This window comes from Streptomyces sp. CB02058 (assembly GCF_001905505.1).
GTDB lineage: Bacteria > Actinomycetota > Actinomycetes > Streptomycetales > Streptomycetaceae > Streptomyces.
In genome coordinates this window covers 86,848-98,917 of sequence record NZ_LIPG01000006.1, presented here as the reverse complement: position 1 = coordinate 98,917, position 12,070 = coordinate 86,848, and the positions used below count along the sequence as shown (strand labels likewise).

Genomic DNA, 12,070 nt, shown 5'->3' with positions numbered 1-12,070 from the left:
GGTCCCCATATGGCTGTCCTGTTCATGTACCGCTCGGCCCCCGGCCATGCGCTGCGCGTGAGCATGACATCAACTCCCGGCACCGTTTCCGAGGTTGGCGCACTCGACCGAGGAGGACGGACCCGTGATCGCGAATTCCGTGTCCCGCAGGCAGATGTTCGGCTACGGCGGGGCGGCAGCCGTCGCGCTGATGCTCGGGACGGGGGCGTGGGACACCCGGTCGGCGTACGCCGCGCCCGCCCTGAAGGGAGATCCCTTCACCCTGGGTGTCGCGTCGGGCGACCCGAGGCCGGACGGCGTCGTGCTGTGGACACGTCTGGCCCCCGAGCCCTTCGCACAGGACGGCCTCGGCGGGATGCCCGCCACGCCCGTCCGCGTCCAGTACGAGGTGGCGCTCGACGAGCGGTTCCGCCGCGTGGTGCGCCGCGGCAGTGTCGTGGCGACTCCCGAACTGGCGCACTCCGTCCACCCCGAGGTGCACGGGCTCGCCCCCGACCGCACGTACTGGTTCCGCTTCAGGGCCGGCTCGGCGATCTCCCCGGTGGGGCGCACCCGCACCACCCCGGCCCCCTCGGACTCCCCCCGCGAGCTGAAGTTCGCCTTCGCCTCCTGCCAGGCCTGGCAGGACGGCTACTTCACGGCGTACCACCACATGGCGCAGGAGGACCTGGACCTGGTGGTGCACCTCGGTGACTACCTCTACGAGTCGGGCGTGAAGACGAACAAGCGGGGCGTGACGACCGACCCGAAGTTCCACACGGAGACCCTCGACCTCGCCCGCTACCGCCTCCAGTACGGCCTCTACAAGTCCGAGGCACCGCTGCGCGAGGCGCATGCGAACTTCCCGTGGATCATGACGTTCGACGACCACGAGGTGGAGAACAACTGGGCGGACGAGACGTCCGAGAACAACGAGGACCCGGAGACCTTCCTGCTGCGCCGCGCCGCCGCCTTCCAGGCGCTGTACGAGCACGCGCCGCTGCGCCGCACCCAGCTGCCGGACGGCCCCGACGTACAGATGTACCGCAGGCTCTCCTACGGCCGGCTCGCCGACTTCACCATGCTCGACACCCGCCAGTACCGCGACGACCAGCCGTGCGGCGACGGGGTGTCGGCCGACTGCGCGGACCGCTTCGACACGGACCGGACCCTGCTCGGGGCCCGGCAGCGCGACTGGGTACTCAAGGGCTTCAGCCGCTCGCAGGCACGCTGGCAGATCCTCGGCAACCAGGCCCCGATGGGCCAGACCGACCACGACCCGGGTCCCGGCACGACGGTCTGGATGGACCCGTGGGACGGTTACGTCGCCGAGCGCAACCGGCTGCTGGCCGAGGCGGACACCCGCGGGGTGCGCAACCTGGTCGTCATCACGGGCGACCGTCACCAGAACTACGCCTGGGACCTGAAGCGCGACTACGCCGACCCCGGATCGGCGACCGTCGGCTCGGAGTTCGTGGGCACCTCGATCACGAGCGGCGGCGACGGCGCCGACATGACGGCCCAGGGCGAGACGTTCCTCGCGGCGAACCCGCACATGAAGTTCTTCAACAGCCAGCGCGGCTACGTACGCGTCACGGTGGACCGGGACCGGTGGACGAGCGACTTCCGCGTCCTGCCGTTCGTGACGAAGCCGGACGCCACGATCAGCACCCGCGCGAGCGTGGTCGTCGAGGACGGCACGCCGGGCGTCCAGGTCTGACGGGGCGCCACCGGGGCCGGGGACACGCTCAGTCCCCGAGGATGCGTTCCCAGAGCAGCGCGTCACGCCAGCTCCCGTCGAGAAGGATCGAGGAGTGGGAGACGCCGTAGGGGCTGAACCCGTTGCGGCGCAGCACGCGCTGCGAGGGCAGGTTCGCCAGGTTGGTGGACGCCTCGGCGCGGTGCAGCCCGAGCTCGTCCGCCATCACCCGGAGGACGAGCTCCACGGCGCGCCCCGCGTGCCCCTGGTTCTGGGCGGCGCCGGTGATCCAGTACCCGACGGAGCCGCGGCGCAGATGCGGCTGGGGCAGGATGCCCCCGACGGTGACCTGCCCGATCACCCGGCCGTCGGCGAGGACCGCACCGGGCCAGACCGTGCCGGCCCGGTGTCCGGCCAGCAGGCCGTCGATCCGCTCCTCCTGGCCCTCCGGGGTGAAGAAGCCGGCCGGCTGGTCCGGTTCCCACGGCCGGAAGGCCTCGACGTCCCGCACCCGGTGCGCGGCTATCGGCGCGGCGTCGGCGGGCTCGATCAGTCGGATCGTGGTGCTGTGCATGGTGTCACGGTACGTCGGTCGGAACGGCAGCCTGTACGAGGGCGCCCACGCCGGTGCGTGGGGCGGTCAGAGCTGGTTGACCGGGCGCATCGCCAGTCCCTCGGTGCCGGCCCAGCCGTTCACCCGTGCCGCGTCGTCGTAGGAGACGGAGTCGAGGCCGTCGGGCAGGTCGAAGACGAGCGTGCCGTTGTGCTCGGTGCCCTCACCGGCGACCAGGGTGGCGGTGAACCGGTCGGCCTGGTCGTACTCCGCCTCGCCGCCCTCGTCGTTGCCGAAGACATAGAGACCGGCGTACCCCTTGCCGCCTCCTTCGACGACGACGGGCTCGGTGTCCGGCTCTCCGAGCGACTCGACGACCGAGGCGTCGTTGCCTGCCGCCAGCCGGACCAGCGGTGCTTCGTTGAGGACACACGGTGTGCTCCTGCCGTTGGTGACGGTCAGCAGGAAGTGCCGGGGCGTCTCACCCGCCGGGTCCTGGAGCTCGACCGCGGTGACGAGGTCGGTGACCACGCAGTCCGGATGGCTGGTGCCGTTGCCGCCGTTGGTCTCGCCGCTGTCCCCGGACGTCTCGTCAGCGGGGCTGACAGTGCCGGTCCCGGAGTCGTTGGAAGGCTCGGCGTTCTTCGGCTTGCTCGCCCCGGCCGACGCGGAGCCCGGGGAGGCGGCCTTGCCGTCGTCCTCGGAGGACTGGCACGCGGTGGTCGCCAGCAGGGCGGCGGCCAGGGCCGTCCCCAGGAGGGCGCCCCGCAGTCCCTTGCGTACCGAACCGGTTCTGGCTGTCTTCGAGTTCATGCCTTTTCCCACTCCCCCGTGACCAGCCCGCAGGACCGGTCGGTCTGCATGCGACGCAGTCATTCTGATCGCGTCGGCCGGTCGCGTAACACGAAAGCCGAGGTTGTTACAGCCCTCGGATGAATCGGCGGCCGTAGCGTGACGATGGCCGGGCGCAGTGTCCCGACGGGGCGCGCCCACGTGATCGTTGCTGGTCAGGAGCGGGTCCGGGCGGATCACCGCGTAATCCGGTTTCCGCGCGACGGGGCGGGTGCGACCATCGGCGGATGGACGACGACGAACCGTACCTCTCCGATCTGCTCGGCAAGCAGCTGCTGGGCGCGGCCCTCTCGCGGACCGGTCCGGGCGGGAGTCCGTCGCGCCTGGTGCTCCACACGGAGGGGCAGGGGCCGGTCAGCCTCCAGCCGCACGGGGACACCCTGTCGCTGACGGCCGCCGTCCTGCCCGGCGAGGGCACTCCGGCGGCGGAGGAGGAGGCGCCGGACAACGCGATGGCCCGCTTCACCGGTTCCCCGATCCGCTCGGTCCGGGAGATCCGCCACCGGCACGACGGCGTCGACCGGGTGGCCGGCCTCACCTTCCACTTCCCCGGAGGGAACGTCCGCGTACTGGCGCTCGACGGCGGGCTCGTCGTCGCCCACGACCAGCACCTGGGCGCCGTCGAAGCCCATCTGTACGAGGACGTGACGCTGGCCCGGGTCGTCCGGACCTGCCTGGCCTCCCCTTCGCAGTGGGACGCGTGGACGACCGAGGGCCAGTACCTCTACTTCCGGTACAGGCACGGCGAGGGCACCGTCGAACAGCACCCGAGCGCGGACACCGACACCTGGGACGGCGAGGAGTCGAGGCTCTGGACGCTCTGGGAGGACGGGACCGACGACGGGGAGATCACCCTGCCCGACTTCCTGGCCCTGGCCGGCCTGCGGCTGGCTCCGGACGCGGAGGTCTCCGTCCTGTCGTCCTGGCAGGGCAAGGAGGTGAAGGTGCGGTGGCCCGTGCCGGACGCATGACACACACGGCCCCCCACCCGCGGCGGACAGGCTTCGCGGGCCGCCTTCCTGAGCCCTCTCCTAACCCTTCCTTAAGAGCACCATAACGATCCCCACCTGCGCCTTTTCAGCCCCGATCCACCTCCTGACGGCGACTAGCTTGCTGATCACCAGACCTGGTCAACAGCCGTGTCGCCGAAGGAGAACCACCACCATGGCCGTCATCACCACCACCCGCCGCAGGCTCGCCGGAAGCATCGTCGCGCTCGGTGTCGCGCCGCTCGCGCTGACCGGGCTCTCCGCCGCCCCGGCCGCCGCCCATGGTTCGCTGAGCGACCCGGTCAGCCGGGTCTCGGCCTGTTTCGCGGAGGGGCCGGAGAACCCGCAGTCCGCGGCGTGCAAGGCGGCGGTGGCGGCGGGCGGCACCCAGGCGCTGTACGACTGGAACGGGGTGAACATCGCCAACGCGGCGGGCAACCACCGTCAGCTGATTCCCGACGGGAAGCTGTGCAGCGCGGCCAACGACAAGTTCAAGGGGCTCGACCTCCCGCGCGCCGACTGGCCGTCCACGCCCATGGAGGCGGGCAGCCACACCTTCAAGTTCCGGGCCACCGCCCCGCACAAGGGGAAGTTCGAGCTGTACCTGACCAAGGCGAGCTACGACCCCACGCAGCCCCTGAAGTGGTCGGACCTCCAGGAGAAGCCGTTCGCCACGGCCACCGACCCGACGCTGCAGGACGGGTCGTACGTCTTCGACGGCACCGTGCCACAGGCGTCCGGGCGGCAGCTGATCTACACGGTCTGGCAGCGGTCGGACTCCCCCGAGGCCTTCTACGCCTGCTCCGACGTGGTCTTCGGAGGCGGGAGCACCGGAAGCGGCGCGAGCACGGAGGGCGACACCGCCGAGGAGGCGCCGGCGCCGGCCGCGTCCGCCCCGTCCGACGAGGACATCGACGCGGGCGCCGACAAGTCGTCCGTCGAGCACAACGGGCACGGTGACGACGACGCGGCGACCAACGCGGAGGTGACCGAGGCGGCCGCCCCGGCCGAGGACACCGGGGCCAACGCCCCCGAGCCGAACAACGTCGCCGCGCCCCGGGCGGACGCCGCGCCCGCCGGCGACGTCCTCGCCGAGACGGGTGGCAGCAGCAGCACCTCGTACCTCGCGATGGGCGGAGCCGCCGCGCTGGCCCTCGGCGCGAGCGCCCTGTTCGTCTCGGTGCGGCGCCGGTCGGCGGGCGGCGCGCACCGCGCCTGATCCGACGACCGCCGGTCCCCCGGGCGACCGGGGGACCGGCAGCGCGTGCTCAGCCGATGGCCGAGGCGCAGTTCGTCGGGGTGGCGTGCGCCGGGTCGAGGGCGTTCGCCACCTCGTGGAAGGCGATCCTGTCGATGGTCCCGATCGCGACGTGCTCGGACAGGTCGACCGCGCACAGGTCCTGGAGCAGGACGTTGCGTACGTCCGGCCCGTTCAGGTACTGCGTGCGGTACGGGGTCACGACCTCGTCGTACCGGGTCGCGATGACGGTGTAGCGGACGCCCGGCACGGTGTCGCCGCCCGCGTTGAGCTTGGTGATGAAGGCCGATCCCGCGATCTGGTCGGCGAGACCCGGGGTGTTCGCCGTGAGCAGGTCCTCGGCCCCGGGGAAGTACGGCAGCAGCTTCGTGAGTCCCAGGAGCGTGGTGCCGTGGTTGTCGGGGGCGATCCCGATGAGGGCGTTCACCTTGTCGGCGCCGCCGAGGAACTTCAGGTAGTAGTTGGGCATCATGCCGCCCTGGGAGTGACCGACGAGGTCGGCCTCGGGTGCGCCGGTGGCGCCGAGCACCTTGTCGACGAAGACGTCGAGCTGTCCGGCCGACTTGTCGATCGGGCCGAGTCCGTTGAAGAACGGCACGCCGGGGAGCTGGCCGTAGTCGAGCGAGAAGACGCAGTAGCCCCGGTTGACGAGGTACGGCGCGAGGACCAGCCAGTTGTCGACCGAGTTCCCGAAGGTTCCGTGGACGAGGACGACGGGGCGGGGGTGGGCGGCGGAGGGCTTGCAGGAGTAGTCGTTCCAGCCACGGGACGGGGAGGCGGTCGTGGCCGCGGTCGCGGTCGCCGTGGGGGCGGCGAGCGCGGCGAGGGTGAGGAGCAGCGCGGCGAGCAGGCGGCGTGCGCGTGGGGTGCGGGCACGGGTCCAGGGCAGCATCGGGTGTTCTCCTTGCGGCTCAAGGGAGTTGCGATGTCGGTGCGCCCTGCGGTCCGGACCACAGCGGATGGCACGTTTTCACGTGCTCATGCCAAGTTACGCACGGGTAAAGTGCCGGGGGAAGTTACGCGTCGGTAAAAAATCCCTGCCCCTGGTCAGGCCGCGAGGCGCCCCGGCTTCACCGCCTGCGGGCCGAACCTGGCCCGCAGCCTGTCGGACACCGCCTCGATCCGCCGGGCCCGTTCGTCCACCGGGTCGAAGGTCAGCTGATGGGCGGCCCGTTCGGCTCCGTGGAGCCCTTCCGCCCGCAGCCCGATCCCCCGCACCCGCGCCCGTTGCAGGGCGAACGAGTCCTGGATCCGGTACGCGAGCGAGGTGAGCGCCGCCGAGTGGGCGGTGGGCTCCGTGAGCGTACGGCTGCGGGTCAGCGTCGCGTAGCCGGTCCGGTCCGCGTAGCGCACGGAGACCGCGAGCGAGCGGCACACCTGGCCGTCGGCGCGCAGCCTGGCCCCCAGCTCCTCGGTGAGCGAGAGGAGCGCGCGGCGGTGCTGCCCGGGGTCCAGTTCGTCGCGGGGGAAGGTGCGTTCGGCGGCGATCGACCGGGCCGCGGCGTTGGGCACGACCCGCGTACGGTCGATGCCGTTGGCCCGCTCCCACAGCTCGCGCCCCGTCCGTACGCCGGTGATCCGCTGGAGGGTGGCGAGGGGCGCGGCGGCGATCCGGCCGATGGAGTCCAGCCCGTATCCGCACAGGGTGCGCGCGGTCGCCGCCCCGACACCGTCCAGCGCCGCGGCGGGCCTGGACGCGAGGAAGCCGGCGTGCTCGCCGGGGGCCACCACGAAAGTGGTTCCGGTCGCCGCCTGCCGTGCGGCCATCCTGGCCAGCATGGGGTTGGAGGCCGCCCCGATCGCGCAGTCCACCCCGTGCAGGGCGAGGGCGCGCACCCGGATCACGGAGGCCAGGCCGGCCGCGTCCTGGCCGAAGTAGCGCAGCGCGCCGCCGACATCGGCGAGCGCGGCGCCGGGCGGGGCCGCCTCGACGACCGGGGTGAACGCCCCGAGCAGGGCGAGCAGTCCCTCGTAGTCCGCGCTGTCCGGCAGCCCGCCGCCGATACGGCGGAACCGCAGGCACAGGACGGCCGGTTCGTCGTTCATCCCGCGCTCCCCGGGCTCTGGTGCCACAGCTTCCTTCCGGTGGGCGTCCCTTCACCGGCGGGCTGGAGGTCGGACCAGGGGTTCATCTCGTAGCCGGTCGGCAGCTGGATGCGGCGGCCGTCGTCCGGTGCCTCCTCCTCGCCGGTGGCGGGCTCCTCCGCCAGGCGTGCCGCGACGGCGTCGAGGCCGCCGGTGCGCCGGAGTTCGGCCAGTTCCGCGAGGTTCCAGGCCGCCGAGCCGACCACGCTCATGCTGCGCGGGCCGCGCCGCTGGACCACCCCGCGCACCAGCAGCAGCCAGGAGTGGAAGACGGTGTGCGCGCAGGCCGCGTGGCTGTCGTCGAAGAAGGCCAGGTCGACCAGGCCCGTCCCGTCGTCCAGGGTGGTGAAGATGACCCGGCGCCCGGAGCGGACCGGCGGGGTCTGGGTGGCCGCCTTGGCGCCCGCGACCAGCACGGTCTCCCCGTGCCTGGCTTCCCGCAGCCGCTTGGCGGAGACCGCGCCCAGCTCCTCCAGGAAGGCGTGGTGATCGCCCATCAGATGACGGGACACGTCCATGCTGAGGACGCCGAGCTCGGCGCTGAGACGCTCGGCGTCGTTGAGATCGGGCAGCCCGACCGTGCCGGTCCTGTGCCCGCCGCCGAGCGGGAGCTGGGCGCCCGCCGCACCGGAGCCGGAGCCCCGCTGGGCGCGGTGGAGCTCGGACAGATGCAGGAGCAGGTCCCGGCGGTTGCCGCCGAAGGCGTCCAGCGCGCCGACCTGGGCCAGCCGTTCGGCGGCCGGCTTCCCGGGCCTGGCCCGCTGCCAGAAGTCCAGCAGCGAGGTGTAGGGCTGCCCGGCCTCGATCCGGGCGACCTCGGCCTCACTGATGCCGTGGACGTCCGAGAGCGCCAGCCGCAATCCCCATTTGTCACCGTTATCGCCAGACACCAGTTCGATCCGATGGGCGGCTGCCGACCGGTTCACATCCAGCGGCAGCACCGGGACCCCGCGCCGCCGCGCGTCCGCGAGCAGCAGCCGCTTCGGGTACATCCCTGGGTCGTGCGTGAGCAGCCCGGCGTAGAAGGCCGCCGGGTGGTGCGCCTTGAGCCAGGCCGACTGGTACGTCGGCACGGCGAAGGCGACCGCGTGCGCCTTGCAGAAGCCGTAGCTCCCGAACGCCTCGATGATCTCCCAGGCACGGGCGATCACCTCGGCGCCGTACTCCCGCTCCGCCGCCCGCCGTGCGAACCAGACCCTGATCCGGTCCTGCGACTCGGGATCGGAGAGCCCGCGCCGCACCCGGTCGGCCTCGCCGCGTCCGCAGCCGGTCATGATGTCCACCATCTCGATGATCTGCTCGTGGAAGACGACCACCCCGTAGGTGCCGCGCAGCGCCTCCTCCAGGTCGGGGTGCGGGTAGCGCACGGGCGCGCGGCCGTGCCTGGCCTCGATGAACGGTCGCACCATGTCGGCGGCGACGGGCCCCGGCCGGAACAGCGAGATGTCGACCACCAGGTCGTGGAAGGTGGCGGGCTGGAGCCGGCCGACCAGGTCGCGCTGGCCCGGCGACTCGATCTGGAAGCAGCCGAGCGTCTCGGCGCTCCTGATCAGCCGGTACGTCTCCGGGTCGCCCTCCGGCACGGCGTCCAGGTCGATCTCCCGCCCGGAGGCCCGCTTCACCTCGGTCACCGCGTGGGCCATCGCCGACTGCATGCGCACGCCGAGCACATCGAGCTTGAGCAGCCCGAGGTGTTCCACGTCGTCCTTGTCGAACTGCGCCATCGGGAAGCCCTCGCCGCTGGTGGGCATGACCGGGGTGCGCCGCAGCAGCGAGTCGTCCGAGAGGAGCACCCCGCACGGGTGCATGGCGATGCCGCGCGGCAGGGCGTCCAGCGACTCCACCAGGTCCCAGAGACGGCCGTACTTCTCCTTCGTCCCGGCCACGGCGCGCAGTTCGGGCAGTTCCTCCATGGCGGCGCGGGCGTCCCTGGCCCGGATGTGCGGGAACGCCTTGGCGAGCCGGTCGGTCTCGGCCGGGTCCATGGAGAGCGCGGCGCCGACGTCGCGGATGGCGTGGCGCACCCGGTAGGTCTCGGGCATGGAGACGGTCGCGACCCGTTCGGCGCCGAAGCGGCCGATGATCGCGCGGTAGACGTCGAGACGGCGGGCGGACTCGACGTCGATGTCGATGTCGGGCAGCACGAAGCGCCTCTTGGACAGGAACCGCTCCATGAGCAGCCCGTGTGCGACCGGGTCCGCGTGGGCGATCCCGAGCAGATGGTTGACGAGGGAGCCCGCCCCGGAGCCGCGCGCGGCGACCCGTACGCCCATCTCCTTCACGTCGTCGACGACCCGGGCGACCGTGAGGAAGTAGGTGGCGAAGCCGTGGTGGGCGATGATGTCCAGCTCGTGGTGCATCCGCTCCCAGTAGTCGCGCCTGCGGTCGTAGCCGAGCCGCACCATGCCCGCGGCGGCCCGGGAGGCCAGCACCCGCTGCGCGGTGCGCCGCCCGGCGCCGACCAGGCGCGGCTCGGGGAAGTGGACGCTGCCCAGTCCCAGGTCGTCCGCCGGGTCGACGCGGCAGGCGTCGGCGGTGTGCCGGGTCTCCGCGAGCAGCCGCTCCCCGGCGCCCCGGCCGAGCCCCGCGGCGGAGGTGATCCGCTCGGCGGTCTCCCGCATCGCGCGGGCGTCCTTGAGCCAGCGCTCCCCCCTGTCGAGGGGGGAGCGGCGCGGGTCGACCGGGACGAGCCTGCGGGCCGAGTCGAGCACGTCGGCGACGGGGCCCTGCCCGGGGTCGGCGTACCGGACGGCGTTGGTCAGCACGGCCCGCACCCCTTGTTCGGCGGCGAAGCCGAGCGTGCGGGCGGCGAGCCGCAGCGAGCCGGGCCCGGTGCCCTCGCGGCCGTGGTGGACGGCTTCGAGGCGCAGGGCGTCGCCGTAGATCTCCCGCCAGGGCGCGAGCAGGGCGGCGGCGCGGTCGGGCCGGCCGGCGGCCAGCGCGGCGCCCACCTCGGAGGCGGGGCCGAGCAGCACGGTGAGCCCTTCGGCGGACAGCGCGTCCCGGCCGACCAGGGGCCGGCCGGCGTCCGGGGCTCCACCGGGGGCGTGGGCGGCGGTGACCAGCCGGCACAGCTCGGCCCAGCCGTGTGCGCCGTCCCTGGCAAGGAAGGTGACCCGGGGTGCGGATTCATCGACAAAGGCACCTCCGCGGGCCGGGGTGCGCGTCCGGTGTGTACGGTCTCCCCCGCCCGCCCACGGTGCCACCGCGAGCTCGGCCCCGAAGAGCGGCCGGACACCGGCCTTCTCGCAGGCCCTGGCGAAGCGGACCGTGCCCGCGAGGCTGTCGCGGTCGGTCAGCGCGAGGGCGTCCATCCCCCGCTCGACGGCGCGCTCGGCCAGCCGCTCCGGGTGCGAGGCCCCGTACCGCAGGGAGAACCCGGAAACGGTATGCAGATGCGTGAACCCTGGCATCCGCACCTCCTGGACCGATCCTTGCTCACCACCCCTCGCTCTCCACCATAGACCAAGTTTCGAACGTTCGTACGATAACCGGATGGGCGGCCACCCCCTCCGCCATTCGGCCCGCCCCCGACTGCGCGTACAGCCCTCTCCCCGGAGCGTGGGGGCATGACTTTCGCTGACGAGGTGAAGAACGCCGTCACCGCACGGGCCGCACTGCTGGTCATCGGCGTACTGGGACTGCAGCTGCTGTTCATCGCCTCCTACGTCGGCGCCCTGCACAGGCCGGACCCGACGGACGTCCCCTTCGGAGTGGTCGCCCCTCAGCAGGTGTCCGGGCAGCTCGTCACCCAGCTGGGCGGCCTGCCGGGCGGCCCGCTGGACACCCGCGCGGTCTCCGACGCCGCCGAGGCCCGCCGGCAGATCGAGAACCGCGACATCGACGGCGCCCTGATCGTCGGCCCCACGGGGAGGACCGACACCCTGCTCGTCGCCTCCGGCGGCGGCACCGTGCTGGCCACGTCCCTGGAATCGATCGTCGAGCAGGTGGAGACGCCCCGGAAGCGCGCGCTGCGGACCGTGGACGTGGCTCCCGCCTCCCCCGACGACTTCGACGGGCTCTCCTCGTTCTACCTGGTCGTGGGCTGGTGCGTCGGCGGCTACCTCTGCGCCTCCATCCTGGCGATCAGCGCGGGCACCAAGCCCGCCAACCGGCAGCGAGCGGCGATCCGCACCGCCGTGATGGCGCTGTACTCGATCGCGGGCGGGATCGGCGGGGCCGTGATCATCGGGCCGATCCTCGGCGCCCTGCCGGGCAGCGTGTGGGCCCTGGCCGGTCTGGGCGCCCTGGTCGTCTTCGCCGTCGGCATGATCACGCTCGCCCTGGAGGCGCTCACCGGCATCGTCGGCATCGGCCTCGCCGTCCTGCTCATCGTGATCGCGGGCAACCCGAGCGCGGGCGGCGCGTTCCCGCTGCCGATGCTGCCGGACTTCTGGCGGGCGATCGGCCCCGCGCTGCCACCCGGCGCGGGAACCTGGGTGGCCCGCTCGATCGCGTACTTCCACGGCAACGCGGTCACCGGCCCCCTGCTGGTGCTCTCCGCCTGGGCGGTGGTGGGTACGGCTCTGACCCTGCTGCTGTCGATGCGCCGCCGGGACCGGGACGGCATCCCGGAGCCGGCGCCCACCGCCCCGGGGAACGGCGCGCACGGCTGACGGATCTCCGCCCGGCCGGGTGGCGGGCACGGCGGACTT

9 protein-coding genes are annotated in these 12,070 nt (G+C 72.8%); 4 read left to right on the top strand and 5 right to left on the bottom strand.

Features of this window, described 5'->3' with window-relative positions:
* The first annotated feature begins 124 nt into the window (after positions 1 to 124).
* Positions 125 to 1,699, top strand: coding sequence for an alkaline phosphatase D family protein (locus AMK10_RS28550; RefSeq protein WP_079180903.1), 1,575 nt, complete (start codon positions 125 to 127; stop codon positions 1,697 to 1,699).
* Between the two features lie 28 nt (positions 1,700 to 1,727).
* Here the strand turns inward: AMK10_RS28550 and AMK10_RS28545 are convergent, their stop codons facing one another.
* Both AMK10_RS28545 and AMK10_RS28540 read right to left on the bottom strand, forming a co-directional pair.
* Positions 1,728 to 2,252: a GNAT family N-acetyltransferase gene (locus AMK10_RS28545; protein ID WP_073751224.1), complete on the bottom strand. Its 525-nt coding sequence runs from the start codon at positions 2,250 to 2,252 to the stop codon at positions 1,728 to 1,730.
* Between the two features lie 66 nt (positions 2,253 to 2,318).
* Positions 2,319 to 3,044 (bottom strand): DUF4232 domain-containing protein, encoded by a 726-nt coding sequence (locus tag AMK10_RS28540; RefSeq protein WP_073751222.1) that lies wholly within the window; start codon positions 3,042 to 3,044, stop codon positions 2,319 to 2,321.
* A gap of 266 nt (positions 3,045 to 3,310) precedes the next feature.
* Between AMK10_RS28540 and AMK10_RS38290 the strand changes: the two genes are divergently transcribed.
* Entirely contained in the window at positions 3,311 to 4,054 is a 744-nt protein-coding gene (locus AMK10_RS38290) for a hypothetical protein (protein ID WP_241839706.1), read from the top strand.
* A gap of 193 nt (positions 4,055 to 4,247) precedes the next feature.
* Positions 4,248 to 5,291: a lytic polysaccharide monooxygenase auxiliary activity family 9 protein gene (locus tag AMK10_RS28530; protein WP_073751220.1), complete on the top strand. Its 1,044-nt coding sequence runs from the start codon at positions 4,248 to 4,250 to the stop codon at positions 5,289 to 5,291.
* A 49-nt stretch (positions 5,292 to 5,340) separates the two neighbouring features.
* Here AMK10_RS28530 and AMK10_RS28525 read toward each other — a convergent pair whose 3' ends face one another.
* The 3 genes from AMK10_RS28525 to AMK10_RS28515 form a co-directional block, all read right to left on the bottom strand.
* A complete protein-coding gene (locus AMK10_RS28525; protein ID WP_073751218.1) occupies positions 5,341 to 6,222 on the bottom strand; it encodes an esterase/lipase family protein in 882 nt (293 codons plus the stop codon).
* A gap of 155 nt (positions 6,223 to 6,377) precedes the next feature.
* Positions 6,378 to 7,376: a DNA polymerase Y family protein gene (locus AMK10_RS28520; RefSeq protein WP_073751216.1), complete on the bottom strand. Its 999-nt coding sequence runs from the start codon at positions 7,374 to 7,376 to the stop codon at positions 6,378 to 6,380.
* The gene (locus AMK10_RS28515; protein ID WP_073751214.1) at positions 7,373 to 10,828 is read right to left on the bottom strand and encodes a DNA polymerase III subunit alpha; all 3,456 of its coding nucleotides are present in this window, start codon (positions 10,826 to 10,828) and stop codon (positions 7,373 to 7,375) included. Before AMK10_RS28515 ends, AMK10_RS28520 begins: the two co-directional genes overlap by 4 nt.
* A gap of 156 nt (positions 10,829 to 10,984) precedes the next feature.
* Here AMK10_RS28515 and AMK10_RS28510 point away from each other — a divergent pair, with 156 nt between their 5' ends.
* A complete protein-coding gene (locus AMK10_RS28510; RefSeq protein WP_073751212.1) occupies positions 10,985 to 12,031 on the top strand; it encodes a DUF3533 domain-containing protein in 1,047 nt (348 codons plus the stop codon).
* Positions 12,032 to 12,070: the final 39 nt, after the last annotated feature.

Excerpts from the sequence above, each read along its gene's own strand:
- AMK10_RS28545 (WP_073751224.1), bottom strand. The coding sequence starts at position 2,252 with ATGCACAGCACCACGATCCGACTGATCGAGCCCGCCGACGCCGCGCCG.
- AMK10_RS28540 (WP_073751222.1), bottom strand. The coding sequence starts at position 3,044 with ATGAACTCGAAGACAGCCAGAACCGGTTCGGTACGCAAGGGACTGCGG.
- AMK10_RS38290 (WP_241839706.1), top strand. The coding sequence starts at position 3,311 with ATGGACGACGACGAACCGTACCTCTCCGATCTGCTCGGCAAGCAGCTG.
- AMK10_RS28530 (WP_073751220.1), top strand. The coding sequence starts at position 4,248 with ATGGCCGTCATCACCACCACCCGCCGCAGGCTCGCCGGAAGCATCGTC.
- AMK10_RS28525 (WP_073751218.1), bottom strand. The coding sequence starts at position 6,222 with ATGCTGCCCTGGACCCGTGCCCGCACCCCACGCGCACGCCGCCTGCTC.
- AMK10_RS28520 (WP_073751216.1), bottom strand. The coding sequence starts at position 7,376 with ATGAACGACGAACCGGCCGTCCTGTGCCTGCGGTTCCGCCGTATCGGC.
- AMK10_RS28515 (WP_073751214.1), bottom strand. The coding sequence starts at position 10,828 with ATGCCAGGGTTCACGCATCTGCATACCGTTTCCGGGTTCTCCCTGCGG.
- AMK10_RS28510 (WP_073751212.1), top strand. The coding sequence starts at position 10,985 with ATGACTTTCGCTGACGAGGTGAAGAACGCCGTCACCGCACGGGCCGCA.